This is a genomic window from Streptomyces sp. CA-210063 (assembly GCF_024612015.1).
Lineage (GTDB): Bacteria > Actinomycetota > Actinomycetes > Streptomycetales > Streptomycetaceae > Streptomyces.
Window position 1 is genome coordinate 6,244,633 of the sequence record NZ_CP102512.1, and the last position, 26,257, is coordinate 6,270,889.

General features: G+C 71.9%; 20 protein-coding genes and 1 tRNA gene. 13 read left to right on the forward strand and 8 right to left on the reverse strand.

Annotated elements, in window-relative coordinates; genetic code table 11:
• Positions 1-5: 5 nt before the first annotated feature.
• From JIX56_RS27415 to JIX56_RS27425, 3 genes are all read left to right on the forward strand, one after another.
• Positions 6-638, forward strand: a complete 633-nt coding sequence (locus tag JIX56_RS27415) for a GNAT family N-acetyltransferase (protein WP_257544446.1) — start codon at positions 6-8, stop codon at positions 636-638.
• Between the two features lie 200 nt (positions 639-838).
• The gene (sepX, locus tag JIX56_RS27420) at positions 839-2,185 is read left to right on the forward strand and encodes a divisome protein SepX/GlpR (RefSeq protein WP_257544448.1); all 1,347 of its coding nucleotides are present in this window, start codon (positions 839-841) and stop codon (positions 2,183-2,185) included.
• Between the two features lie 125 nt (positions 2,186-2,310).
• A tRNA-Ala gene (locus tag JIX56_RS27425) sits at positions 2,311-2,384 on the forward strand.
• A 76-nt stretch (positions 2,385-2,460) separates the two neighbouring features.
• Here JIX56_RS27425 and JIX56_RS27430 read toward each other — a convergent pair.
• Both JIX56_RS27430 and JIX56_RS27435 read right to left on the reverse strand, forming a co-directional pair.
• Positions 2,461-2,877, reverse strand: coding sequence for a hypothetical protein (locus tag JIX56_RS27430; RefSeq protein ID WP_257544450.1), 417 nt, complete (start codon positions 2,875-2,877; stop codon positions 2,461-2,463).
• Between the two features lie 56 nt (positions 2,878-2,933).
• Positions 2,934-3,416, reverse strand: a complete 483-nt coding sequence (locus JIX56_RS27435) for a GNAT family N-acetyltransferase (protein WP_257544452.1) — start codon at positions 3,414-3,416, stop codon at positions 2,934-2,936.
• Between the two features lie 186 nt (positions 3,417-3,602).
• Between JIX56_RS27435 and JIX56_RS27440 the strand changes: the two genes are divergently transcribed.
• Together JIX56_RS27440 and JIX56_RS27445 are read left to right on the forward strand one after the other, a co-directional pair.
• Positions 3,603-4,403, forward strand: a complete 801-nt coding sequence (locus tag JIX56_RS27440) for an exodeoxyribonuclease III (RefSeq protein ID WP_257544454.1) — start codon at positions 3,603-3,605, stop codon at positions 4,401-4,403.
• Positions 4,404-4,532: 129 nt separating this feature from the next.
• Positions 4,533-6,845 carry an ATP-binding protein gene (locus JIX56_RS27445; protein WP_257544456.1) on the forward strand — a complete coding sequence of 771 codons (2,313 nt, stop codon included), beginning with the start codon at positions 4,533-4,535 and terminating at the stop codon, positions 6,843-6,845.
• Positions 6,846-6,987: 142 nt separating this feature from the next.
• Here JIX56_RS27445 and JIX56_RS27450 read toward each other — a convergent pair whose 3' ends face one another.
• Complete coding sequence (locus tag JIX56_RS27450; protein WP_257544458.1) at positions 6,988-7,365, reverse strand: hypothetical protein; 378 nt, start codon at positions 7,363-7,365, stop codon at positions 6,988-6,990.
• Positions 7,362-8,624 (reverse strand): hypothetical protein, encoded by a 1,263-nt coding sequence (locus tag JIX56_RS27455; RefSeq protein ID WP_257544459.1) that lies wholly within the window; start codon positions 8,622-8,624, stop codon positions 7,362-7,364. Before JIX56_RS27455 ends, JIX56_RS27450 begins: the two co-directional genes overlap by 4 nt.
• Positions 8,625-8,936: 312 nt before the next feature.
• Here JIX56_RS27455 and JIX56_RS27460 point away from each other — a divergent pair, with 312 nt between their 5' ends.
• Positions 8,937-12,209, forward strand: a complete 3,273-nt coding sequence (locus JIX56_RS27460; RefSeq protein WP_306819882.1) for an AfsR/SARP family transcriptional regulator — start codon at positions 8,937-8,939, stop codon at positions 12,207-12,209.
• A gap of 226 nt (positions 12,210-12,435) precedes the next feature.
• On the opposite strand, the gene JIX56_RS27465 is transcribed toward JIX56_RS27460, so the two are convergent.
• Positions 12,436-13,083 (reverse strand): MerR family transcriptional regulator, encoded by a 648-nt coding sequence (locus tag JIX56_RS27465; RefSeq protein ID WP_443032068.1) that lies wholly within the window; start codon positions 13,081-13,083, stop codon positions 12,436-12,438.
• A gap of 190 nt (positions 13,084-13,273) precedes the next feature.
• Here JIX56_RS27465 and JIX56_RS27470 point away from each other — a divergent pair, with 190 nt between their 5' ends.
• The 4 genes from JIX56_RS27470 (at position 13,274) to JIX56_RS27485 (ending at position 17,090) form a co-directional block, all read left to right on the forward strand.
• On the forward strand, positions 13,274-14,851 hold the full coding sequence (locus JIX56_RS27470) for a flavin-containing monooxygenase (RefSeq protein ID WP_257544463.1): 1,578 nt from the start codon (positions 13,274-13,276) through the stop codon (positions 14,849-14,851).
• A complete protein-coding gene (locus JIX56_RS27475; protein ID WP_257544465.1) occupies positions 14,848-15,792 on the forward strand; it encodes an alpha/beta fold hydrolase in 945 nt (314 codons plus the stop codon). The genes JIX56_RS27470 and JIX56_RS27475 overlap by 4 nt, the downstream gene beginning before the upstream one ends.
• Positions 15,789-16,736: an SDR family oxidoreductase gene (locus JIX56_RS27480; protein ID WP_257544467.1), complete on the forward strand. Its 948-nt coding sequence runs from the start codon at positions 15,789-15,791 to the stop codon at positions 16,734-16,736. The genes JIX56_RS27475 and JIX56_RS27480 overlap by 4 nt, the downstream gene beginning before the upstream one ends.
• Before the next feature lie 87 nt (positions 16,737-16,823).
• Positions 16,824-17,090 carry a hypothetical protein gene (locus JIX56_RS27485; protein WP_257544469.1) on the forward strand — a complete coding sequence of 89 codons (267 nt, stop codon included), beginning with the start codon at positions 16,824-16,826 and terminating at the stop codon, positions 17,088-17,090.
• A gap of 236 nt (positions 17,091-17,326) precedes the next feature.
• Here the strand turns inward: JIX56_RS27485 and JIX56_RS27490 are convergent, their stop codons facing one another.
• Positions 17,327-20,551 carry a S41 family peptidase gene (locus tag JIX56_RS27490; protein WP_257551151.1) on the reverse strand — a complete coding sequence of 1,075 codons (3,225 nt, stop codon included), beginning with the start codon at positions 20,549-20,551 and terminating at the stop codon, positions 17,327-17,329.
• Between the two features lie 375 nt (positions 20,552-20,926).
• On the opposite strand from JIX56_RS27490, the gene JIX56_RS27495 reads away from it, so the two are divergent.
• The 3 genes from JIX56_RS27495 to JIX56_RS27505 all read left to right on the forward strand — a co-directional run bounded on the left by JIX56_RS27495 (position 20,927) and on the right by JIX56_RS27505 (position 25,109).
• Positions 20,927-21,529, forward strand: coding sequence for a TetR/AcrR family transcriptional regulator (locus tag JIX56_RS27495; protein WP_257544471.1), 603 nt, complete (start codon positions 20,927-20,929; stop codon positions 21,527-21,529).
• 182 nt (positions 21,530-21,711) lie between these two features.
• Positions 21,712-24,018 carry an MMPL family transporter gene (locus JIX56_RS27500; RefSeq protein ID WP_257544473.1) on the forward strand — a complete coding sequence of 769 codons (2,307 nt, stop codon included), beginning with the start codon at positions 21,712-21,714 and terminating at the stop codon, positions 24,016-24,018.
• Positions 24,019-24,230: 212 nt separating this feature from the next.
• Positions 24,231-25,109: an intradiol ring-cleavage dioxygenase gene (locus tag JIX56_RS27505; RefSeq protein WP_257544475.1), complete on the forward strand. Its 879-nt coding sequence runs from the start codon at positions 24,231-24,233 to the stop codon at positions 25,107-25,109.
• Between the two features lie 65 nt (positions 25,110-25,174).
• Here the strand turns inward: JIX56_RS27505 and JIX56_RS27510 are convergent, their stop codons facing one another.
• Both JIX56_RS27510 and JIX56_RS27515 read right to left on the reverse strand, forming a co-directional pair.
• Positions 25,175-25,861: a histidine phosphatase family protein gene (locus tag JIX56_RS27510; protein WP_257544477.1), complete on the reverse strand. Its 687-nt coding sequence runs from the start codon at positions 25,859-25,861 to the stop codon at positions 25,175-25,177.
• A gap of 19 nt (positions 25,862-25,880) precedes the next feature.
• A complete protein-coding gene (locus tag JIX56_RS27515) occupies positions 25,881-26,219 on the reverse strand; it encodes an SsgA family sporulation/cell division regulator (RefSeq protein ID WP_257544478.1) in 339 nt (112 codons plus the stop codon).
• Positions 26,220-26,257: the final 38 nt, after the last annotated feature.

The window sequence follows — 26,257 nt, forward strand, 5'->3', positions numbered from 1 at the left end:
CGCTGGTGGACGGCGATGTCGTCCTCCGGCCCATACGGATGCGCGACCAGCGGGCCTGGCGCGAGGTCAACCGGCGCAACCGGGACTGGCTGCGGCCCTGGGAGGCGACCATTCCGCCGCCCACGCCCAGCGGACCGATCGCGCACCGGCCGACGTACCGTCAGATGGTCCGCCATCTGCGGGCGGAGGCGAACGCGGGCCGGATGCTGCCGTTCGTGATCGAGTACCAGGGGCGTCTCGTCGGGCAGTTGACGGTCGCAGGGATCACCTGGGGCTCGATGTGCTCCGGACATGTCGGCTACTGGGTCGACGAGTCGGTCGCCGGGCGGGGAGTGATGCCGACGGCGGTGGCGCTCGTCGTGGACCACTGCTTCCGGACCGTCGGACTGCACCGCATCGAGGTCTGTATTCGCCCCGAGAATCGGCCCAGCAGACGGGTCGTGGAGAAACTCGGATTCCGCGAGGAAGGCCTTCGTCCACGATATCTTCACATCGACGGCGCCTGGCGCGACCATCTCGTCTTCGCGCTCACCGCCGAAGAGGTCCCGGAGGGTCTGCTCGCCCGCTGGCAGCGGGAACGGGCACGGAACGCCCGGAACGCGGGCTCCGACGCGGGCAAGCCCGGACAGTCCCCGTAAATGCAATGAGTGTTCGAATAAAGGGTTCGGTCGGCGATCGAGTTGAACGAGTCGAACCGTTCTCGGCACGTTAATTTCGCGCTCTCGGCGGCCCGCTGATCGGATCGGTCACAAAAAAAGCTCGAAATATCAGCCAGATCGTGCGACACACCGGCTCAATTGGCGGATGGCCTCACGCAAACCCCTCTACCGTGTGAGGCGTGAGCAGCAGCGGCCTCATCTACGCAGTCATCGTCGGGGCCTGGGCCGCCTACTTGGTGCCGATGTGGCTCCGTAGGCAGGACGAGCTGAACGAAGCCCGTCCGACGGAACGCTTCAGCACCGCCATCCGGTTGCTTTCCGGCCGGGCGGGGATGGAGCGCCGATACGCCAAGGACCTGCGGGCGCGCTCCACCGAGGAGGGGGAGCCCAGCGCCGAACCGGACGGCGTCACCGACTCGGTGGACGTCCGGGCCTTCGCCATGCCTCCGCACCGGGAGCACACGAGGGCACAACTGCCGGTGGAGCGGGGTGAGTCACCGCAGCAGCCGCAGCAACCGCAGCAGTCGCCACCGCAGCAGGCGCAGGCGCAGGCGGCGAAATCGGCGTCCCAGGCACAGGCACAGGCACAGGCACAGGTGCACGCACAGGCGCCGGTGCCGCAGCAGGGCGGCCAACCGTCGGCCAAGCAGGGCGCGGCCGCAGTGCCCGCCCCCGCCCGCGCGAAGCGTCCGGGCAAGCAGACGGCGGGCGCGCGCCGGGGCGACTCGGCGGAGGCCGTCGCGCGGGCCCGGCGCCTGAAGGTGCTCGCGCGCCGGCGGCGTACGACCGTGATGCTCTTCCTCGCCTTCACGCTCGGCGCGGTCGTCGCGGCGGTCGGCGGGCTCGCCTTCCTGTGGGCGCCGGCCGTACCGGCGGTGCTGCTGAGCACGTACATCGCGCATCTGCGCCGTCAGGAGCTGAAGCGGTTCGCGTACACGATGGACCGGCGGCAGGCCGAGGCGGCGGCGCAGCGGCTGCGGGAGCGCCAGCCCCAGCGGCGGCGGCCGATGCCGGACCCGGTGGACACCGACGAACCGGAGGACGGTCCAGAGAACGAGGAGTCCCGGACCGAGCTGAACGCGCTCGCGGCCGACCGCCGAGCCCTCGTCGAGCAGACCGACCACGCCGAGTGGGTCGACCAGCAGCGCGAGCGCCAGCGGCGGCCCGCCCAGGGCGACAGCTGGGACCCGGTCCCCGTGCCGCTCCCGACGTACGTCACGGCGCCGGTGGCCCCCCGGGCCACCTCCGGTGTCGACCTCGGCGCCCCGGACGCGTGGAGTTCCGCGCGCTCCAGCGCGGCCGACCCGCACGGCCAGTCGGGCGCCGCCTCGACCACCGCTGAGGGGGAGCACGGCGGCGAGGAGTGCGCGGACGACGGCGGTGCCTGCGACGCGGGCGACGCTCCCGCCGGCGGCCGTTCCGACGCCCGCCGGGCCGCGTCCGCGCGACGCTCCCGCGAGCGGGGCCGCACGCCCCTCTTCGACCAGTACGAGGACGGCGACCGCCCCCGCGCGGCCAACGAGTGACCCTCGCCCCCCCCGGCCTCCACTCCGCTGACCAGCCAGGAGCCGGTCCGCAGCCGCACCGGGAGCCGCCCGGGAACGGATTTCCAAGCACCGCGATGGGGATGCTAGAGTTTCACTCGTTGCAAGGGCCTGTGGCGCAGTCCGGTAGCGCACCTCGTTCGCATCGAGGGGGTCTGGGGTTCAAATCCCCACAGGTCCACGCAGCTCAGAGCCCCCAGTGGTGATCACCACTGGGGGCTCTGACGTGTTGTCAGGCGGGCGGCGGGCGGCGCTCGTCAGGAGCTTGCCGCAACCGGTTCCGTGATCGCGTCGAAGTACGGCCAGCCATCCACCTCGACCGTCTGGGACGACGGGTCCAGGTCCAGGTTCGGGGCGGCGGCGTCCAGGAGGCGGCGGACCGTGCCGGGCTCGTGGAGGTTGAGGTAGGTGTGGTCCGGGAGGCGGACCAGGGCGCCGGAGTCGAAGTAGCAGTTCGACACCACTCGGTCTTCGGACGGGCCGAAGACCAGGACCAGGCGTCGCCGCCGGGGGCCCTGCGGGTAGAGGGACAGCTTGAGGCGGCAGTGGTCGTAGGCCACGCGATGGGGGTCCCTCCCGCTCGAGTGGAGTCGGGAGTGGCGGAGTTGGCGGACCGTCCAGTGCCAGGTGGTGTCGCCCACGACGAGACGCCGTAGACGGTTGTTCTTCGTCACGCGGACACCGTAGGCGGCCAACGCCGTCGCGGGCACGGGGATTTACGCGCCGGTGGTCAGGGGTGGAGCGGCTTCGCGAAGCACAGGCTCAGTTCGTGGAAGCGGTAGTAGCCGAACTTGGCGCAGGGCTCGTAGCCGCTGGAGGTGTAGAGGGACACGGCCTCGGGCTGCTTGGTGCCGGTTTCGAGCACCATGCGGGTGCGGCCGGCCGCACGGGCGTCGGACTCCAGTTCGGCGAGTATGCGGCGGGCCAGGCCCAGACCGCGGGCCTCGGGGGTGACGTACATACGCTTGATCTCGGCGTCCCCGTCCTGGTGTCCCTCGTCGTTGGTCTCCTGGGAGCGCCAGCCGCCCGTGGCGAGAGGTCTGCCGTGCTCGTCGTAGGCGATCAGGTACAGCCCGGCCGGCGGTACGAAGTGCGCCGGGTCCATGTACGTGGCGTCGCCGTCGTCGCCGTAGCGGACGCTGTACTCGGCCTGGACCTCGTCGTTCAGCTTGACGGCGTCGGGGTGGTCGAAGGGTACGCGGCGGATAAACATGTCATGCATCGTACATCTATGCGGGATGTCGTTTCAGGTGTTCGCGGGGGTTCGGCCGGACAGGAGCCCGTTCGGCCGGGAACGGGCGGCGGTGGCGGGGCGCGCGGTCGCTGGACGGGTGGGGGAGGCGAACGGCGGCGTACGTGCCGGGTAGCGTACGTGCCCTCTGCTACACAGGAGAGTGCTGTGCTGACCGTGACCTCGGTGAATGTGAACGGGCTGCGGGCCGCCGCGAAGAAGGGCTTCGTGGAGTGGCTCGCCGGGACCTCGGCGGATGTGCTGTGCCTGCAGGAGGTGCGGGCCGAGCCGGAGCAGCTGCCCGAGGGGGTGCGGCAGCCCGAAGGGTGGCATGTCGTGCACGCCCCGTCCGTCGCCAAGGGGCGCGCGGGGGTGTCGCTCTACAGCCGCCGCGAGCCCGACCGGATCCAGGTCGGCTTCGGATCGGCCGAGTTCGCCGGCAGCGGACGGTACGTCGAGGCCGACCTGCCCGGGGTCACCGTGGCCAGCCTCTACCTCCCCTCCGGTGAGGTCGGGACCGAGCGGCAGGACGAGAAGGTCCGGTTCATGGGGGAGTTCCTCGCCCATCTGAAGGAGCTGCGGGAGCGGGCCGCCGCGGACGGGCGTGAGGTCGTCGTGTGCGGCGACTGGAACATCGCCCACCAGCAGGCCGACCTCAAGAACTGGCGGGGGAACCAGAAGAACTCCGGGTTCCTGCCGGAGGAGCGGGCGTGGCTCTCGCAGGTGTTCGACGAGAGAGACGGGGCGTACGTCGATGTCCTGCGCGCCCTCCATCCGGATGTCGAGGGGCCCTACACCTGGTGGTCCTACCGGGGGCGGGCCTTCGACAACGACACCGGCTGGCGCATCGACTACCAGGTGGCCACGGCCGGCCTCGCCGCCCGGGCCGTCAAGGGGTACGTGGAGCGGGCGGCCACGCACGCCGAACGGTGGTCGGACCACGCGCCCGTCACCGTGGTGTACGAGTGACCTGGCACCGGCGGGCGACCAACGTCACAGGTCTCTGACGCGCTACGCCGCTCGGCACCGGTTGTTCGATTGCTGTGCGGAAATACTCACCCCCAGAGGACGGTGCTTACCGGCCGGAGGGGCGGAGACGTGCGGGGGCAGGAACGGGGCGGCCACAACGAGCTCAGCGGCGTCGTGCACGGTGCCAGTGTGCAGGCCGCCGTCGTGCACGGCGACGTCCACGTCCGCACCGGCGATCCGGCCGCACCCCGGCCACGCGCTCCGCTGCCGTGGCAGCTTCCGCCCGCGTTTCCCCTCACCGCCCGCAGGGCCGAACTCCGGAGACTGGAACAGCATCGGGCCGCTGCCGCCGGCCGGGGCCATCCCGTCCTCGCCGCGCTGAGCGGACTGGGCGGGGTGGGCAAGACCGCCCTCGCCCTGTCCTGGCTGCACGGGCTGCGCCCGGATTTCCCGGACGGCCAGTTGTACGCGGACCTGGGCGGCCAGTCGCCGGCCGGGCCCGCCGACCCCGCCGAGGTACTGAGCGGATTCCTGCGTGGCCTGGGAGTTCCGCCACGACAGGTGCCCCACGGTCCGGCGGAACGGGCGGCGCTGTACCGCTCCTTGACCGCCGAGCGCGCCATCGTGGTCCTGCTCGACGACGCGGCGACGGCGGCCCAGGTACGGCCGCTGCTGCCGGGCGGCCGGAACGTCACCCTCGTGACCAGCCGGACGCGGATGTCCGGACTGGCACTCGAGGGCTGCCACCAGATGCAGGTGGAGCCACTCGCCCAGGAAGCGGCGGTGGAACTGCTCGCGGCGACCCTCGCCGACGACCGGGTGGCCACCCAGACCGACGACGCCCGAGCCCTCGTCGGGCTGTGCGCGGGACTGCCGCTCGCCGTGCGCGTCGCGGGAGCGCGGCTCGCCGCCCGGCCGGGCCGACGGATCACCACGATGGTGCGGGCCCTCGCCGCCGAGCACGGGCGGCTGGACGCGCTCGCGATCGACGGCGACCACGGTGTGCGCGCCGCGCTGGATCTGTCGTACCGGGGTCTGCCCGAGACGGCGGCGCGGCTCTACCGGCTGCTCGGGGTGCACCCCGGAAGGGAGTTCGGGAGTGCGGTCGCGGAGGCGGTCCTGGCTCGCGGGCACGCCCCCGGTGAGCCGGGTTCCGGGGCGCCCGGCCTCGGCCCGCCCGACGCGGAAAGGTCGTTGGAGAACCTGTACGACGCCAATCTGCTGATCGACACGGGAGAGGACCGCTACCGCTTTCACGACCTCGTTCGGCTGCACGCCGCCGAGAAGGCCGCGCAGGACGAGCCCGACGAGGAACGGGCGGCGGTGTTCCGGCGCATCGCGGACCACTATGTGGCCACCGCGACCCGGGCGGAGAAGGCCGTCGATCCGTACCACCCGCTGCGGGAACGGTCCTACGGGCCCGGCCCGGTGGTCGAGGGGGACCCCGGACCCGGACCACGGGCCGCACTGGACTGGCTGGAGCGGGAACTGCCCCAGTTGATGGCGGTGATCCGGCACGCCAGGGCGGCGGGTGCGGCGGAGGCCTGCTGGCAGCTCGCCGACGCCATGGGGCCGCTCTTCATCCGGCGCAAGCACTACGACGAGTGGCTCGCCGCGTACGAGGAGGGGCTGGTCGCGGCGCGCGAGGTGGGCGACACCCAGGCCGCGTGCCGGATGCTGACGTCCGGGGGCCAGGGCGAGCTGGGGCGTGGCGGGCACGGGCGGGCGCTGGAGATGTTCGAGGAGGCGGCCGGGCTCTTCTCGTCCATCGGGGACCTGCTCGGCCACGCCCGTACGCTCAACTATCGGGGACTGGCCCACCAGCGCCTGGGGCAACTGGACGAAGCGGCCGCGCTGTTCGCCCGCGCGGCCGTCGAACTCCCCCGGCACGGGGACGAGCGGGCGGGCGGGCTCGCCCGGCTCAACGCGGCCGACATCGACCTCACCCTCGGCCGTGCGGAGCGGGCCGCCGAGGGTGCCGCCGCGGCACGGGCCGTGCTGCTGGCCGTGGACGACCCCTACAACGCCGCACGGGCCGCCACCCTGCTCGGCCGGTCCGCCCTGCTCCGGGGCGGGCTCGACGAGGCGGAGCGCCTGCTCTCCGAAGCACTCGCCGATCTCGGTGCCGTGGGGGCGGATTCCGAGACGGCCCGCGCACTCCGGGCCCTGGCCGAGGTCGCCGAGGGCCGCGGGGAGCGTGCCCTCGCCCGGGAGCGCTACCACCAGGCGCTCACCCTGGCCGTCGCGGCGAACCAGCCGGGCCAGGCCGAGGGGCTGCGCGAGCGCCTGCGGCTGCTGGATGGGGATGGGGATGGGGATGGGGATGGGGATGGGGATGGGGATGGGGGCGGGGACGAGGTCGAGGGCGGGGTCGGGGACGAGGTCGAGGGCGGGGGCGAGGTCGAGGGCGGGGTCGGGGGTGAGGGCGAGGCCGGTGGGTGACCAGGGCACGCGGTATGGCGGCCACTGCTGTCGGGTACCGGGTCGACGTGGCGCCGCAGCCGGCGCCGGCCGCGACCGGGCCGACCGTTCCGGTGACCGGACCGGTGTCCCCGGCCACGGTCCTCGTCGCCGGGGACGCCGTTCACCGTGCGTCCGTGACCAGCCGCGCATGAGCCAGGGACGCCCAGACCGGCCAGGGACAGCGGGCCGCGTGCCGCTCGGTCAGGGTCAGCCGGATCGGCACGTGTCCGTACGGGCCCACGCGCAGCCAGCACCTCCCGGCCCCGGTGTGTACCGCGACCACCGCCGCGCCCGGGTGGCCGACGGCGAGCGCGTCGGCCGCATCGTGTCCCGCCCCCGGCGCCACCAGCACATCGGCGAGCGCGGGCCAGGGCCGCGGCGCGGGCAGTTCCACCCGCAGATGCTCGTCGACGACCGCGGGTCCGGCGGCCGGTCCCGGCGCCAGGACGCGGACGTACCGGGCCCACGGCCCCGGCGCCCGTCTCTCCGTCGCACTCACGACTCGGCACCCCCCGGCTCGTCGTACCGCACCAGGACCGGCGGTACCGCTGCCGCCGGGGCGGGCCGTGCGACGGGAGCGCGCAGACGCAGCTTCCGGTAGAGAAGGGCGCGCATCCGACGGGCGAACCGGCCCGGTTCCGAACTGATCCGGGCCGCGACGCGCGCGTACCGGTCCGGGCGGTACGCGGCGGCGCTCTGCCGCAGCTGGCGGAGCAGCGGCCGGCCCATGTCGATCCGGGGCGCGAGCGAGCGCAGCTCGGCCATCGGCGAGGAGGGATCGAGATCGGTGTCGGGGGAGCCGGCGGTCAGCAGCCGGGCGCCCGTCATCGCCCCGTACAGCGACACGGAGCCGTGGTCTCCCACGATGTAGTCGGCCGCGACCACGGCACCGCTCCACTCCGCGTGCTGGCTGACCAGGCCCACGCCGCAGCGGCTCAGCCCGGCGAACGCGCTGCGGATGTGCCACTCGCTGTGCGCGTTCCAGACGTTCGAGTGCAGCATGACGACGATACGGAAGTCCTCCCGCGGGAGTTGGGCGGCCAGCAGTTCCAGCAGGTCCCAGTGGCGTCCGAGCAGCGAGTCGGGTCCCCAGGTCGAGCAGACGAGGACCAGCTCCTGCCGGAGCGCCGCGCCCAGCGCCCTGCGGTAGAGGTCCCGCGCGGGCAGGCTCGCCGCGACGCGGTCGTAGCAGGGGTCCCCGACCACCTCGGCCACGGGCAGCGCCTCGGGGCACTCCCGGCCGAGGCGGGTGCGGTCGTCCTCATGGGCCAGGACGATCGCCGCGGGCACCACCACCCCGTCGCGGACCAGCCACTGCCGGCCCAGTCCGTACACCTCGCGCACCGCGGGGAGACGGCCGCGACGGTCGTCGGGCACGGAGACGCGCTTGTTGTACGAGGCGCCGTGCGGGAGCACGATCACCGGGACGCTCAGTTCGTACAGGCTGCCGTAGCTCGCGGCCAGCGCGAGGTCGAAGCGGGTGTGCACCGCCTGGCCCCACGGCACGACGAGGGCCCTGGTGTTCTCCAGGAACTCGTCCACGCCGTGGTTGAAGACGTCACCGGCCACCGTGAACAGGACCTGCACCCGCGGGTCGCCCTCCAGCAGCCGGACCGCGTCCAGCAGCCGCCGGGCGGAGGTCACCGTGTGCACCACCGCGAGCACCCGCTTGCGGATGCGGAAGGTCGCCCAGCGTTCGACATCCAGACGCAAGGGCACGGCAGGACGCCGTTCGGCGTCCTGCATCAACAGACTCATGTGAACTCCCCCGTGAATCACCAGAGTTGAGGTGCGGCCGGAAAGCCGTACGCGGCCACGGAGTGGGGTCTCCCCGGGCGGTATGACGGCGGGCTTGCAGAAAACTTGCACCTTCCGCGTACGCCGGTCCCCGTCGGCCCTGTGCGCCCCTTCGCGCGACCATGCGCCCCGCTTTACACCTCTGTTCCGTTCGTCGCGGTGGCGACAGTGAGACACGGGGTGGACAGGTGTGCGATCCGCCGGGCGTCCGTGCGGAGACCGCCGGCGCGAGGAAAGAAGCGCAGCGCCCGGGCGGACGCGCACCACCCGAATGTGGCGCGACGCCTCTACGCAACGCCGCTGGGAAACGTCTGGAAGAAGCGGAACCACCTGGGGGAAGTGGTGCACCTTCTTGCGCTCGGGCCGCTCGAACTGTGGCACGGGGGACGGCAGTACCCGCTCGGATCGCTGAAGGAGCGCCGGGTGCTGGCGGTCCTGCTGTACGCCCAGGGGGATCCGGTCGCCGTCGATACGCTCGTCGAACGCGTCTGGGACGACGACGAAGTGCCCGTGACCGCCGTGGAGACGCTGCACACCTATCTCTCCCGGCTGCGCAACCGGCTGCGTCGCGCTGTCGGTGAGCTGGCGCAGCTGGAGCGTACGTCCCCACGCCGCTACCGGCTGCGTGTCCAGCAGGCGGACGACGTGGACTTCGTACGGCTGCGACGGCTGCGCGACGAGGCTCGCACGGCGGCGGGGCGTGGTGACCGGGAGTACGCCGTCGGTCTGCTGCACACCGCCGCGTCACTGTGGCGGGGCGAGCCGTTCGCGGAGTTCACCGGCGACTGGGCCGCCTCCGCCCGGGCACGGCTGACCGAGGACCACCGCCACATCCGACAGGAGCGCATCCGGCTGGAGCTGGAGCTCGGCCGCCACGCCGACCTGCTGGGCGAACTCCATGAGCTCGTCTCCCTGAACCCCTTGGCCCAACAGGCGGTCGCCGCCCTGATGCTGGCCCTGTACCGGTCGGGCCGGGACGGCGAGGCGCTGAACCTCTACCGCACCACGCGTCACCGGCTGAGCGAGGAACTCGGCATCGACCCCGGCACCGAACTCCAGGAACTGCAGCTCCGTATCCTCGGCCAGGACCCGGGCCTGCGGGCGCACCGCCCGGCGGCCGTGGAGCCGGGGGCCGGCCAGGGTGGTGGCGTGCGGGCGGCCGATCGTGGGACCAGGCATCCGGGGAGCAGCCTGCCGCGTGACACCAGGGACTTCACGGGCCGTACGAGCGAGCTCGACATCCTGCTCGCCGACCGTGTTCCCGACGGCAACGGGACGGCGCTGCCGGTCGATGTGGTGCACGGTATGCCCGGAGTCGGCAAGTCCGCGCTGATCGTGCACGCCGCGCACCGGTTGCGTGGGCGCTACCCGGCGGGCCAGTTCTACGTGGACCTGCGTGCCTACGGCGACCAGCCGCCCTACGATCCCGCGGACGCCCTGGCGTTCCTGCTGCACACCGTCGGGGTCCCCGATCCGCTGCCCGTCACGCTGGACGAGCGGACCGCGCTCTGGCGTGAGTGGACCGCCCAGCACCGGGTGCTGGTGGTGCTCGACAACGCCCGGGACGCCGAACAGATACGCCCGTTGCTGCCCGGCTCGCCGGACTGCCGCGCGATCGTGGCCAGCCGTAACCGGCTCACCGAACTGGACGGCGCCACCTCGCTGTTCCTGGACGTGCTGTCCGTGTCCGAGGCCGGTGCGCTCTTCGCCCGGATCGCGGGGGCGGCCCGGGTCTCCGACACGGCGGCCCTGCGCCGCGTCGTGGAACTGTGCGGTCGGCACCCCCTCACCCTGCAACTGCACGCGAGCCGGTTCCGGCACCGGGACACCTGGGACCTGGAGTACGTCGCGGACCGGCTGGAGGGGGCCGGCGACAGGCTGGAGGAGTTCGACGAACGCGTCGCCGCGGCCCTGCAGATGTCCTGCGCCGACCTGGACGCCCCGGCGCGCCGGCTGTTCCGCAGGCTGGCGCTGCATCCGGGCCCCGACATCACGCTGGAGGCCGCGATGGCGCTGTCCGGGGACGTCGAGCCGGGGGCGGTGCGCCGGGCGGCGGAGTCCCTGCTGGACCGCCACCTGCTGGACGAGCCGGTTCGGGACCGCTATCAACTCCATGATCTGGCCCGCGCGTTCGGCGGTCGTCTGAGCCGACGGGAGGACCCGCCGGCCGAGCGTGGCGCGGCACTGCGGCGCCTGATGTCCTACTACCTCACGGCCTCCGACCGTGCGGACCGGCTGGCTCATCCGCGGCGCCGCAGAAGGCCGGTTCCGCCGGAGCTGACGGCACCGATCGCGCCGGGCTTCACCACGGGTCCGCGCGCCGACTCCGCCGCCGACGAGGCGTCGGTGTGGCTGACGGTGGAGCGGGGCAACCTGCTGGCCGTGGCGCGCACGGCCGCGACGGAGTTCCCGGAGTTCGCCGCTCTGTTCCCACACGTCCTCGCGCACTGTCTCCAGCGCTGGGGTACGCACGACATCACCGCCGAACTGCATGCCGCGGCCCTCACCGCACTCCGCTCGGGGGAGGACCGGGCGGCCCTCGCCCAACTGCTGGTGGAACGGGCGAGCGTCCTGGCCCGGGAGAACCACAGCGCGGCCCTCGCCGCCGCGACCGAGGCGCTGACCCTGTTCGAGCAGCTCGGCGATCCCCGGGGCCGCGCCGACGCCCTCCTCGAAATCGGCCGCGCCCATCTCGGCGCGGGCCGCGGTGAGGCGTGCCTGCGGGAACTGGACCGGTGCCTCGTGCTCTATCGCGCGGTCGACGACCGGCACGGCGTGGCCGCGACCCTCAATGTGCAGGGCACGGCCAGGGTGCACCGGGCGGAGTACGCCGAGGCGACGCACTGCTTCCGGACCATGCTGGGCATGACCCGGGAGCTGCGCGATCGCCACGGCCAGGCCCTCGCCTGGAACAACCTCGGCGACATCCGGCTCGCCCTGGGGCTCCATGAGGAGGCCCGCGACCACTACGAGCGGGCCATGGGCCTGATGCGGGAGGTCGGCGGCAAGAAGGAAATCGCGATTCTGGACACCAACCTCGGTGCCGTGTACTCCGCCACCGGTCAGCCGGGGCGGGCGCTGACCTCTTTCCGGCGGGCTCTGGCCAGCCACCGGGCGGGCGGGGACGCCATCGGTGAGGTCAACACTCTGATCTGCCTGGGGGAGACCTGCGCGGGTTCCGGACGCACGGAGGAGGCCCTCTCCCACTTCCGGGCCGCCGAGGAGGTCGCGCGCCGTATTGATAATGCGTACGAGAGGCAGAGGGCTCTCCTCGGAATTGCTGACACGTATGACAAGGAGGGGCGGTTCGGTCTCGCGCTGGAGACCTACCAGAACGCGCTTTCCATAGCACACGAGCACAGTTATTCGCTGTGTTCGGCGCGGGCGCTGGCTGGTATTTCCCGAACGCATCTTCGTATGGGCAGCACCCCGTCCGCCCGCGCCCACGCGGAACGGGCGCTGGCGATGTACCGGAGTCTCGGGGCGAACGGGGAGGCTGCTGAGCTGCGTCGACTGTTCGACGACTGGGGTGCTACCGGCTCGTGAGAGCCGGTGGGGCTACCAAATGCACTCGGCGTGTGCGGCGGTCATGTTCATGACCGAAATGACGGCCGTGGCGAGCAGCATGGTAATCGTGCGCACTTCTCTCCCGATTCGAGCGAGTATCCGAAGTTAGGGCGTGTGATCGATCGACTCGGGAAGACATTAGCCCACGTGGTGTGCGGGGTTTAACGATTCTCCGTCCCTCTAATGGGTGATTTTTTGCCTGCGGCTAGCCATTCTGGCTTTGTTCATATGTCGACTTCCGCAATCGCCTGTCCAGCGCCATCGACAGCTCCGCCTCCGTCACGGCCTTCGCCAGGGGGCGTAGGCGTTCGAGGTCCTCGGGGGTGCGGCCGGGCCGGGTGAGGACCAGGTCGGTGAAGAGGGCGGCGAGGGCTTCGGCGTGTTCGCGTACGCGGCGGCCGGCGGCGAGGACGTCGGCGAGCGGGACGCCCTCGCGGACCAGGGCGGCCGAGGCGTCGAGCAGGCGGCGGCTGATGTGGACGATCTCGCCGCCGTCGGTGGCGAGATAGCCGAGGTCGAGGGCGGCGGAGAGGTTCTCCGACGTCGCCTGGTCGCCGAAGTGGTCGGCGAGTTCCTCGGGGGAGAGGTGGACCGGGACCTCCTCGGTGGGGGCGCCGAGGCCGAGCAGCTCGCCCACGTGACGACCCTGGTCGAAGGCCTCGGCCAGCTCCGCTATGCCGCTCAGGGTGTGGCCACGCTCCAGCAGCGCCGAGATCGTGCGCAGCCGGGCCAGGTGCGTGTCGTCGTACCAGGCGATACGGCCCTCGCGGCGGGGCGGCGGGATCAGTTTGCGCTCCCGGTAGAAGCGCAGGGTGCGGACGGTGATACCGGCCATCCCGGCCAGCTCCTCCATGCGGTACTCGTGTCGCTCGCCGTCGTCTGCCACGCGGGAAGCCTATGTTGTACCGCCGGTAACTCGGCAGCGACCGACCCCTACCCAGCGGTACGGTCCTGCCCTACGCTCCCCACTGCGCCAGTGATTACTGGCGCGGACAAGAGGTGCGAACGCGGTGTGCGCACGCGATGAGGCGTGGAGGTACCGGATGGGCGAGCACAGGGACGGGAACGGGCGGGAGCGGGGACCGCATGTGCGGGTGGCGGTGATCGGGTCCGGCTTCGGCGGGCTCGGGGCCGCCGTGCGGCTGCGGCGCGAGGGGATCACCGACTTCGTCGTCCTGGAGCGGGCCGGTTCCGTCGGCGGCACCTGGCGGGACAACGACTACCCGGGGTGCGCCTGCGATGTGCCGTCCCACCTCTACTCGTTCTCGTTCGCGCCCCACCCCGACTGGCCGCGCGCCTTCTCCGGGCAGGAGCACATCCGGGCCTATCTGGAGCAGGTGGCGGACGTCTTCGGGCTCCGGCCGCACCTCCGCTTCGACTCCGAGGTGACGATGATGCGGTGGGACGCGGAGCGGCTGTGCTGGGACATCGAGACCAGCGGCGGGCCGTTGTCGGCCGATGTCGTCGTCTCCGCCACCGGGCCGCTCTCCGACCCGAAGATCCCGACCGGGGCCGAGCTGCCGGGGCTCGACTCCTTCCCCGGCAGGGTCTTCCACTCCGCGCGCTGGGACCACGGCTACGACCTGCGCGGCAAGCGGGTCGCGATGATCGGTACGGGGGCCTCCGCGATCCAGATCGTGCCGGCGATCCAGCCCGAGGTCGGCCGGCTGACCCTCTTCCAGCGGACCCCGCCCTGGGTGCTGCCGCGCGTCGACCGGGCCATCGGCGGCGTCGAGCGGTGGCTGCACCGGCAGCTGCCCTTCACCGCGCGGGCCCGGCGCGGACTGCTGTGGGGCATCCGGGAGTTGCAGGTCCAGGCCTTCACCAAGCGCCCCGAGGTGCTGGGCGTGGTCGAGCGGGTGGCGAAGCGGCACCTGGCCCGGACCGTCGAGGACCCCGCCCTGCGCGCCCGGCTCACCCCCGGCTACCGCATCGGCTGCAAGCGCATCCTCCTGTCGAACACCTACTATCCGGCGCTCACCCGGCCGAACGTCGACGTGGTCGCCTCCGGGCTGGCCGAGGTCGACGGCTCCACGCTCGTCGCCGCCGACGGGACCACCGCCGAGGTCGACGCCATCGTCTTCGGCACCGGGTTCCATGTCACCGACATGCCCATCGCCGACCGGGTCGTGGGCGCCGACGGCAGAACACTCGCCGAGGCCTGGGCGGACGGCGGGATGCGGTCACTGCGCGGGGCCTCCGCCGCCGGGTTCCCGAACTGGATGACGATCATCGGGCCCAACACGGGGCTCGGGAACTCCAGCATGATCCTGATGATCGAGTCCCAGCTCGCCTACATGGCGGACTTCGTACGGCAGTTGGACGTGCTGGGCGGCCGGGTGGCCCTCGACGCCCGGCCCGCCGCCGTGGCGGCCTGGAACGAGCGGGTCCAGCGGCGCATGGAACGCACGGTCTGGAACACGGGCGGCTGCACCAGCTGGTACCGCGACGCGAACGGCCGCAACACGACCCTCTGGCCGGGGACGACAGCTGAGTTCCGCAGTGCCACCCGGCGGGTCGAGCTGAGTGAGTACGAGGTGCTGCGGGCGCCCCGGCCGGGCACGGAGAACACCGGCGGGGCGAGGAACTGGAACACGGCGAAGGTGGAGGCGGGCGCGTGACCCGACTGACCCATGTGAAGCACGGGCCCTACGCCCCGCCCGTCGCCGTACGGGAGTCGGCGGCCGTGTCCGCCGACGGGGCCCGGCTCCATGTCGAGGTGCACGGACCCCTCGACGACACGGCCGCGCCGGTGGTGGTGCTCGTGCACGGCTGGACGTGCTCGACGGCGTACTGGGCGGCACAGATCCGGGACCTCTCCGTCGACCACCGCGTCGTCGCCTACGACCAGCGCGGCCACGGCCGCAGTCCCGCCTCCGCCGTGTGCACCGCGGACACCCTCGCCGACGATCTGGAGGCGGTGCTCGCGGCGACGCTCGCGCCGGGCGAGAAGGCGGTGCTGGTCGGGCACTCCATGGGCGGGATGACGCTGATGGCGGCCGCCGGGCGGAAGGGTTTCCGGGAGCACGCGGCGGCGGTCCTGCTGTGCAGCACGGGCAGTTCGAAGCTGGTCGCCGAGTCGCTGGTCGTGCCCCTGCGGCCCGGTCGGGTGCGCACCTGGCTCACCCGGAGGATCCTCGGCTCCCGGGCGCCGCTCGGGCCGGTCACACCGGTCGCCCGGCGGATCCTCAAGTACGCGACGATGGGCCCCGGTTCGTCGCCGGTGATGGTCGAGGCGTGCGCGCGGATCGTGCACGCGTGTCCCACGCCGGTGCGCCACGCCTGGTCGCATGTCCTCGACTCGCTCGATCTCGACCAGGGCGTACGGGAGTTGACGGTTCCGGCGGCCGTCGTCGTGGGCACGGCGGACCGGATGACCCCGCCCGTGCACGCGCGGGCGCTGGCCGCCGCGCTGCCCGACTGCGTGGGCGTGAGCGAGCTGACCGGGGTCGGGCACATGGCGCCGGTGGAGGCACCGGAGGCGGTCACCGCCCGGATACGCGGGCTGGTGACGGCGTATGGACGGACCACGCGGGACGAGTTGGAGGAGACGGGCGCATGAGCAGGGGCAGCACCCTGGAGGGACGGGTCGCGGTCGTGACCGGGGCCGCGCGGGGCGTCGGGGAACTCCTCGCGCGCAAGCTCTCGGTGCGCGGAGTGAGGGTCGCGCTGGTCGGGCTCGAACCGGACGAACTGAAGCGGGTCTCCGAACGGCTGTACGGCGGTGGGGGTACCTCCCGCTCGAGCGAAGCCGAGAGTGGGGGAGAGTACTGGCACGCCGACGTCACCGACCACGAGGCCATGGCGCGGGTCGCCGCCGAGGTCAAGGAGCGGTTCGGGCGGGTCGACATCGTCGTCGCCAACGCGGGCGTCGCGAACAGCGGGCCCTTCGTCGACTCCGACCCGGACTCCTGGCGGCGCGTCATCGAGGTCAACCTCGTCGGATCGGCCGTCACGGGGCGGGCGTTCCTGCCCGCGCTGATCGAGAGCCGGGGGTATCTGCTCCAGATCGCCTCCCTCGCGGCGATCACTCCGGCGCCGATGATGACGGCGTACTGCGCGTCCAAGGCGGGCGTCGAGGCGTACGCGCACTGTCTGCGGGCCGAGGTGGGGCACCAGGGGGTGGGGGTCGGGGTCGGGTATCTGTCCTGGACCGACACGGACATGGTGCGCGGGGCCGACAAGGACGAGGCGCTGCGGGAGTTGCGGGAGCGGCTGCCCTGGCCGGCCGGGAAGACGTATCCGTTGGGGCCGGCCGTCGACCGGCTCGTGGCCGGGATCGAGCGGCGGTCCAGTCATGTGTACGGGCAGGGGTGGCTGCGGGGGATGCAGGGGGTGCGCGGCTATCTCCCGGGGCTGATCGGGGCGTTCGCGCCGCGGGAGGTACGGCGGTTCGAGTCGCGGCTTCGTGGGGTGTCCACGGGGTTGGTGGGGGCCGGTGGGGCCGCGGATGAGCGGCGGCGGGGGGTTGGGCGGGGGGTTGGCGTGCCGGGGGCGGGTGACTGAGCGTTACTGATCGAAATGCGCTGAATGTCCGGGCGTGTTTGTCTGGTCGAGGCCCGATCCCCTCACCCGAAACGGGAGTGAATCCACATGGGCATGAAGGACCAGTTCCAGGACAAGGCCGAGCAGTTGAAGCAGCAGGCCAAGCGCAAGTCCGGTCAGTCCGGTCAGTCGCCGGAGGAGTCGCGTGGGCGGTCTCCGGAGGAGCGTGTGCGGCAGGAGCGTGAGCGGACGGGGCAGCGGCCCGGTGCGCGGCCCGGTGAGCATGGGCAGCCGCAGCGTCGGCCGCAGGAGAGTGAGCGGGAGCGGGAGCAGCGTGAAGCCGAGGAGCGGCTTCAGCAGGACTATGACATCTGAGTTCTGCTCGGCTTAGCGGCCGGATTCGAGTGGGGTGCCCTTGTTGGTGAGGGTGCCCCACTTTTGTCTTCGCCCCCGCCGCCCCTACCCATTCCCATCCCCAGGGGCTGTGCCCCTTCTACCCCCTTGAGCGCCTTATAGCTCGGGGGGTTCTGTGGGGTGGCGGGTGCGGGTTTGTTGTGGTTGATCGCGCAGTTCCTCGCGCCCCTTACGGGGCCCGCAGTTCCTCGTGCCCCTTACGGGGCTCGGGGGGGCAAAGGGGGGCGGGATCTGGTGGGGACGTTCGTGTAGGTGGGGGGGTCTGTTGGGGGGTGGGATTTCAGGAGGTCGAGGGCCAGGGTTACCGCCGCGTCGAGTTGGGTGTGGCGGCCCTCGGCCCAGTCCAGGGGGGTGCGGAGGGATTCCAGGTCGGGGGTGACGCCTCGGTTCTCGACGGACCAGCCGTACGCGTCGAACCAGGCGGCGTTCATGGGGACGGTGATGACGGTGCCGTCGCCCAGTTGGTGGCGGCCGGTCATGCCGACGACGCCGCCCCAGGTGCGGAGGCCGACGACGGGGCCGAGTTCGAGGAGCTTGAAGGCCGCCGTGATCATGTCGCCGTCGGACGAGGTCGCCTCGTCGACCAGGGCGACGACCGGGCCGCGCGGGGCGCTCGACGCGTACGACACCGGCTGGGCGTTTCTCGTCAAGTCCCAGCCCAGGATCGTACGGGTGAGTTTCTCCACGACCAGTTCGCTGATGTGGCCGCCCGCGTTGCCGCGTACGTCGACGATCAGGGCGGGGCGGGACACCTCCATGCGCAGGTCGCGGTTGAACTGGGCCCAGCCGGAGCCGCCCATGTCCGGGATGTGGAGGTAGCCGCAGTGGCCGCCGCTCAGCTCCCGTACGACCTCGCGGCGTTTGGCCACCCAGTCCTGATAGCGCAGGGGGCGCTCGTCGATGAGGGGGACCACGGCCACACGGCGGGAGCGGCCCTCGCCCTCCGCCGGGGTGAAGGTCAGTTCGACGGTCGAACCGCCCGCGCCGGCGAGGAGGGGATACGGTCCCGTCACCGGATCCACCGGGCGGCCGTCCACGTGGGTCAGGGCCGCGCCCTCCCGGATGCCCAGGCCGGCCAGCGGTGAGCGGGCCTTGGAGTCGGACGAGTCGCCGGGGAGGATACGGCGGACCACCCAGCCCTCGTCCCTGCGGACGAAGTTGGCGCCCAGTAGGCCCTGGCGGCGCTGGTAGTGGGGTGGGCCCTCGTTGCGGCGCGCGGGAGAGACGTAGGCGTGGGACGTGCCCAGTTCGCCGAGGACCTCGCGCAGCAGATCCGCGAACTCGTCGGGGGACGCCACCCGTTCGACCAGCGGGCGGTACTGGTCCAGGATCCCGTCCCAGTCGATGCCGCTCATCTTCGGGTCCCAGAAGTACGCGCGGATCAGGCGCCCGGCCTCCGCGTACGCCTGGCGCCACTCCGCCCCCGGGTCGACCTGGTGCAGCACGCGCCGCAGGTCGATCCAGACGGTCGAGTCGCTGTCGCCGGGCTCGGTGGAGGGGACGGCCCGTAGCTCGACGTCGTCCACCACGACCAGCCGCGAGCCGTCGCCGCTCACCGCGAACCAGTCCAGGTGTTCGACCAGTTCGGACTTCTTCGCCTTGCTGATGTTGAAGTATTCGAGGGTCGGGCGGCCGGTCATGTCGTCCGGGTTGGCGAAGGTCTCGCCCAGGGCGCCCGAGATCGGCCAGCGCAGCCAGACGAGGCCGCCGCCGTTGACCGGGCAGAGCGCCGAGTACTTGGAGGCGGTGACCGGGAAGGGCGTGACGCGGTTCTCCAGGCCCTCGATCTCCACGGTGACCGTGGAGCCGGTGTCCTCGTCCTCGGTCGGGTCCATGCCTCCGGCCACCGGGCGGCCGTCGGGGTTCAGGGCGAAGGGGGAGGGGGTGGCGGAGGAGAGAGGGACCAGGTAGGGGCGGCAGCCGAGGGGGAAGGACAGGTCTCCCGTGTGGACGTCGTACACCGGGTCGAAGCCGCGCCAGGACAGGAAGGCCAGGTAGCGGCCGTCGCGCGTGAACACCGGGTTCTCGTCCTCGAAGCGGCCGTTGGTGACGTCGACGATGAGCCGGTCCTTCATCCGGGCCATCTTGATCTGGCGGAGGGTGCGGCCGATGCCCGGGTGGGACCAGGTCAGCCAGGCGCCGTCCGGGGAGAAGGCGAGGTCGCGGACGGGACCGTTGAGGGAGGTGATGAGCTCGGTGACCTCACCGTTCGATTCCTCGGTGCCCGCGGCGGCAGCCGCTTCCTCGGACACCGTGAGGAGGAGGACACGGCCGTCGTGCGCGGCGATGGCCAGGCGCTCGCCGCCCGGGTCCGACACCAGTTCCAGGACGCGGCCCAGGTCGCCGGAGGCCAGGCGGCGGGGCTCGCGGTCGCCGGTGGCCCGGGGGAGGTAGGCGATCTCGATCGCGTCCTCGCCGTCCGCGTCCGTCACGTACGCCACCTGCCCGCCGGAGCCGAGCATCTCGGGCAGCCGGACGCGTACGCCGGGGGTGTCGGCGATGGTCCGGGCGGGGCCGTCGCGGTGGGTCAGCCAGTACAGGCTGCCGCGTACGACGACCGCGCTCGCCCGGCCCGTGTCGTCGACCGAGAGGCCGTCGACGTGCTGGGCGGCCGGCACCTGGTACGGCCGCCGCCCGGTGAGCGACCCGCCGAGCCGTACGTCGAGGCGGCGCGGGAAGGAGCCCGGGGCGAGGTCGTCGACGATCCACAGGTCGCCCGCGCACTGGTACACCACCCGGGTGCCGTCGCTCGCCGCGTGCCGGGCGTAGAAGGAGTCGTGGTCGGTGTGGCGGCGCAGGTCGGAGCCGTCGTACGCGCAGGAGTAGAGGTTGCCGATGCCCTCGTGGTCGGAGAGGAAGGCGATACGGCCGCCGACGAACAGGGGGGAGTGGAGGTGCCCGTCGAGGTCGGCCAGCAGCCGCTCGCCGTGCAGCCAGAGGCGGCCCGTCGCACCGCCCCGGTAGCGCTTCCAGGAGGCCGGCTCGTGCGGGGGCGTACCGGTGAGCAGCAGCGTGCGGCGCTCGCCGTCGATCTCGGCGACCTGGATGTCGGAGACCGGGCCCCAGGGGAGCTTGCGGCCCGGCTCGCCGTCGAGACGGACTTTGTAGGCCCAGGTGAAGTACGAGAAGGGCTCGCCGTGGGAGGCGACGGCCAGGATCTCCGAGCGGCCCGACTCGTCAGGGGGCGTCCAGCCGCGTACCTCGGTGTCGGGGCTGCCCCAGTAGGTGAGGCGTCGTGCGGGCCGGCCGCCGTCCACCGGGGTCAGATGGATCTCCGGGGCGATGCTGCGCCAGCTCGTGTACGCGATGTGCCGGCCGTCGGGCGAGAAGCGCGGGGTGGCGACCTTCGTACGGTCGACGGTGAGCCGCCAGGCGCGGTCCGAGCCGTCGAGCGGGGCCAGCCACAGGTCGTCCTCGGCCACGAAGCAGAGGCGGTCGCCGCTGAGGTGGGGGAAGCGGAGGTAGCCGGATGCTCCGGCGGTGGTCCCGTACGTGTCACTGCCGGCTGCCTGCTCGTACTCGTCGCTCACCTACCCATGCTTTTCCTCGGGACGGACACCGGCAACTTGGCGCGGCGAATCGACCGCGTGACCGAGGTGACCACGTGACCACGGTGACCAGGTGACCCAGGACACGAACGAAACCGTTTCGTTTCGTTGACAGGGTGGGCGCCTCTCGGGGTATCTTCAGAGGCGTACGAAACCGTTTCGTTCGGGAGCGGGGTGTTCAGGCCGGGCGATGGCGCGTGGCCGGTAGCCTTGTCGTCTCGAACGTCCAGCCGGAGCAAGGGGAGTGGGATGACTGAGACCGCGACGGCGCGACGCAGTCGGCTCACGCCCGAGCGCGAGGCCGAGTTGTACGCGGCCGTGCTCGACCTGCTCCGGGAGGTCGGCTACGACGCCCTCACCATGGACGCCGTGGCCGCTCGCACCCGGTCCAGCAAGGCCACCCTCTACCGCCAGTGGGGCGGAAAGGCCGAGCTGGTGGCGAAGGCCATGCGGCACAACAAGCCGGGCCCCGACATCTCCTCCGTCGACACCGGGTCGCTGCACGGCGACATGCACGCGCTGGTGAGGAGCCAGGACGACTGCGCCATCGAACAGAACTCCGCGCTGATGCGGGGGCTGGCCATGGCGATCCACGGGAATCCCGACCTCCTCAAGGCGTTCCGTGAGCTGATCATCGAGCCCGAGATGGTGGAGATCCGTCGTGTGCTGCAACGCGCCGTCGACCGGGGAGAAGTCCGCCCGGACAACCCGGCCGCCGCGTACGTGCTGCACATGTTCATCGGAGCCTTCGTCGCCCGGGGCCTCATCGAGGACCAGCCGCCGACGCAGGCCTTCCTCGCTTCGTACATCGACGCCGTGGTCCTCCCCGCCCTCGCCGCACCGACCGACTGACCCCCCCGCGTAGTCGCCGTCCCTGATGCGCGGCTGAGCTCCACCTGACGCGACCGCTCACGTCGTCGGGCCGATCATCCCTGTCCCCGTACACCCGTACGTCCGTGCACCCGTACGTCCGTACACGGGCTGATCACCCCTGCCCTCCTGCACCTCCACGACTTGAACGGGAGTACCGCTCCGTGGCCACATTTCTCTACAAACTGGGTCGGCTCGCCTTCCGGCGACGACATTTCGTAGCCCTGCTCTGGGTGGCACTGCTGACGCTCGCGGGCGTCGGCGCCGCCTCCGCGCCCGCCGCGGGCCCGTCCTCCTTCTCCATCCCCGGCACCGAGGCGCAGAAGGCCTTCGACCTGCTGGAGGAGCGCTTCCCCGGCATGAGTGCCGACGGCGGCACCGCCCGAGTCGTCTTCAAGGCGCCCGACGGCGAGAAGATGACCGACGCCGAGAACAAGGCGACCGTCGAGAAGACCGTCAAGGAACTGGGCGACGGCTCCCAAGTCGGCGCCGTCAGCGACCCGTTCACCACCAACGCGGTCAGCAAGGACGGGACGGTCGCCTACACCTCGGTGACGTACAAGGTCCCGGCCATGGAGCTGGAGGACTCCACCAAGGAGGCTCTGGAGACCACCGCGCACAAGGCGCAGGACGCCGGGCTGACCGTCGAGATGGGCGGTGACGCCCTCCAGGCCGAGCCCGAGACGGCGGCCACCGGCGAGATCATCGGCCTCGCCCTCGCCGCGGTCGTCCTCGTCGTCACCCTGGGCTCGCTCGTCGCGGCCGGGCTGCCGCTGCTGACGGCGATCATCGGCGTCGGCATCGGCGTCTCCACCATCACCGCCCTCGCCAACGTGCTCGACCTCGGCGACACCACCTCCACCCTCGCCCTGATGCTCGGTCTCGCGGTCGGTATCGACTACGCGCTGTTCATCGTCTCCCGCTACCGGTCCGAACTGGCCGAGGGCCGGGATCGCGAGGACGCGGTCGGCCGGGCCGTCGGCACCGCAGGCTCGGCGGTGGTCTTCGCCGGGCTCACGGTCGTGATCGCGCTGGCCGGTCTCGCGGTCGTCAACGTCCCGATGCTGACCAAGATGGGTCTCGCGGCGGCGGGCACGGTCGTCATCGCCGTCCTCATCGCCCTCACCATGGTCCCGGCGCTGCTCGGCTACGCGGGCCGCAAGGTCCGGCCGGCCGGTGAGAAGGGCAAGCTGCTCGGACGCGGCAAGGCGAAGGGCTCCACCAAGGGCTCCACGACGGACTCCACCGAGGAATCCGTCAAGGGCTCCACCGAGGAATCCGTCGAGGCATCCGCCGTGATCAAGCCCAACATGGGCTCCCGCTGGGCGAGCTTCGTCGTCCGTCGTCCGGTGGCCGTGCTGCTGTTCGGCGTGGTCGGCCTGGGCGCGATCGCGCTCCCGGCCACGCAGTTGGAGCTGGGCCTGCCCGACGACGGTTCGCAGCCGACGTCCACCACGCAGCGCCGGGCGTACGACCTGCTGTCCGAGGGCTTCGGGCCCGGCTTCAACGGCCCCCTGATGGTCGCCGTCGACGCCAAGGACAGCGCGTCCCCGCAGGAAGCCGCCACCGCGGTGACCGACGAGATCAAGGGTCTCAAGGACGTCGTGACGGTGACCCCCGCGACGTTCAACAAGGCGGGCGACACCGCGATGATCACGGTGATCCCGAAATCCGAGCCGGCCTCGACGCAGACCGAGGACCTGGTGCACGCCATCCGTGACGCGGGCGTCGGCGTGACGGCGGACACGGACGCGAAGGTGCTGGTCACCGGCGCCACGGCGATGAACATCGACTTCTCGCAGAAGCTCACCGACGCGCTGCTGCCGTACCTGGCGCTGGTGGTGGGTCTCGCCTTCCTCCTGCTGATCGTGATCTTCCGTTCGATCCTGGTTCCGCTGAAGGCGGCCCTCGGCTTCCTGCTCAGCGTGCTGGCCGCGCTCGGCGCCGTGGTCGCGGTCTTCCAGTGGGGCTGGCTGGCGGGACCCATCGGCGTCGAGGAGACCGGCCCGATCATGTCGATGATGCCGATCTTCATGGTGGGCGTGGTCTTCGGCCTGGCGATGGACTACGAGGTGTTCCTCGTGACCCGCATACGCGAGGCGTACGTCCACGGCGAGAAGCCGAACCAGGCCGTGGTGACCGGCTTCAAGTACAGCGCCCGGGTGGTCGCGGCCGCTGCGGCGATCATGATGGCCGTCTTCGCCGGCTTCATCGGCTCCGGCGAGTCGATGATCAAGATGATCGGCTTCGGCCTCGCGATCGCCGTCTTCTTCGACGCGTTCGTCGTCCGTATGGCCATCGTCCCGGCCGTCCTCGCCCTGCTGGGCGACAAGGCCTGGTGGCTGCCGAAGTGGCTCGACCGCGCCATCCCGAACGTCGACGTCGAGGGTGAGGGCCTGCGGACGCGGGATGAAGCCGCCTCGAAGAACGCGGCCGAGGACGACGAGGACAGGGAGCTGGTCCGCGCCTGACGCGACGGACGGCTGCCGAGCAGGACCGCCGGTGAGGGCCCGTGGGGACGGGCGCCCTCACCGGCTTCTGCGTGCTCTGGACCTACCCGCTCGCCCCCCCGGATCCGCTTCCTCAAGAACTTCTGGGCGGGCTGATGGGAATCGCACAGCAATCGCTCATAGCATCAGCGCGCATTCCATGACGGGAACCCGAGAAAGCGCGCAGGCACACCATGAGCGAGAAGACCGGTAGTCAAGGCCGCGGCCACCACCACGACGACGAGCACGAGATCGACGGAGGGCTCGTCCACGACCTCCCCATGTTCGCCCGTCGCCGCATGATCGGACTGCTGGCCGGGGCGAGCATGGCCCCGCTCCTGGCGGCCTGCAGTCCGGGTTCGGAGGACTCGGCGTCGTCCTCGGCGTCCTCGTCGTCCCCTTCCGGCTCGTCCTCCTCCGGCACGTCCTCCTCCTCCGGCTCGGACTGCGAGGTCATCCCGGAGGAGACGGCCGGACCGTACCCGGGCGACGGCTCGAACGGAGTGAACGTCCTCAAAGAGAGCGGAGTCGTCCGCAGCGACATCACGAAGAGCTTCGGTTCGGCCGGCGGCGTCGCCGAGGGCATCCCGCTGACGATCACCCTGACCGTCGTGGACCAGGCGTCCGGCTGCGAGACGCCGAAGGAGGGCGCCGCCGTCTACCTGTGGCACTGCGACCGGGCGGGCCTCTACTCCCTCTACTCCGAGGGCGTCACCGAGGAGAACTACCTGCGCGGCGTCCAGGAGACCGACGAGAAGGGCCAGGTCACCTTCACGTCGATCTTCCCCGCCTGCTACACGGGCCGCTGGCCGCACATCCACTTCGAGGTGTACGGCAGCATCGACGACGCCACCGCCGCCCAGAACATCGTCGCCACCTCGCAGCTCGCCTTCCCCAAGGACGTCTGCGACACCGTGTACGCGACGGACGGCTACAGCGAGAGCGTCCAGAAACTCGGCGAGCTCTCCCTGGAGACCGACAACATCTTCAGCGACGGCTACGACCAGCAGCTGGCCACCATCGAGGGAAGCACCGACAAGGGCTACACGGCCACGCTCACCGTGCCGGTGTAACCCGGCGTACACGGTGGTACCCGGGCTGATTCGGCAGATCATGAGGTCTCTCGGCGGCTGCCGAATCAGGCGAGGTGCCCGGTGTCGCCCCACCGGACGAGACGCAGCCGCCCGCCGTCGCCGTTCCAGTGGGACACCGACGCGTTGGGCACCGGCGGCAGCGCCTCGGGGGCGGGCGCGCCGAGGCCGGCCAGGACGAAGCGGACGGCGACGGCGATCGCGTCGTGCGCGATCAGCAGCACGCGCCGCCCGGGGGCCACCCGGTCCAGCTCGGTCACGAAGTCCCGTACGCGCAACGCCACATCGCTCAGGGCCTCACCGCCCGGCGGCCGGTACGCCCACTCGCCCAGCAGTTCGCGCCGTGCGGCCTCCTCGGGTGCGCGGGCGCGCAGCGCGGCCGGTGGGTGCAGCTCGAAGATGCCCATCTCCCGGTCCCGCAGCCGCTCGTCGATCAGGAGGGGAGGGGAGGGCACCCGAGGACGGGCGGTCATGACCTCCCAGGTCTCCCGGGCCCGCGCGTACGGCGAACAGACCACCAGGTCGGGCCCGCCGCCCTCGCGGGCCACCCCCGCGAGCCACCCGCCCAACACCCCGGCCTGCGCCCGCCCCAGCTCCGACAACGGCACATCCGCGTCACGCCCCGCCAACGGCAAGCCGGTCGAACCGGTCCCCTCCGCCTCCGCGTACGCCACATTCGCGATGCTCTGCCCATGCCGCACGACCCACACCCCACCGAGCGCGTACGACGACATCAGCAGCCCGCGGGGCGCGTCAGTGCGCCACCGGCGTCGCCGTATAAGTCCGTCGCAGAAAGCGGATCAACGCCTTCGTGTCGAACTGCATCACCGCCACCCCCTGGGCGGAGTGGAACTCCATGACGGCCTGGACGCGGCCGCAGGGCCAGATGCTCACCTGGCCGGCGGTGGTGGGGGCGCGCAGGCCGCGTTCGAGGAGGTCGCGGGGGAAGGCCCACTCGGCGGGGCCGGGGAGGCCCACGCGGACCGCGGAGGTGTCGGCGTCGTAGCGGAGGATGACGGGGACCGTGTCGTGGTCCTCGGGGGAGTCCGTGACGACATGGGCCCGGGCGTACTGCTCGACCGTGACAGACATCGGGCGGCTCCTCACGCTGAGTGACCCATGCGGAAGCT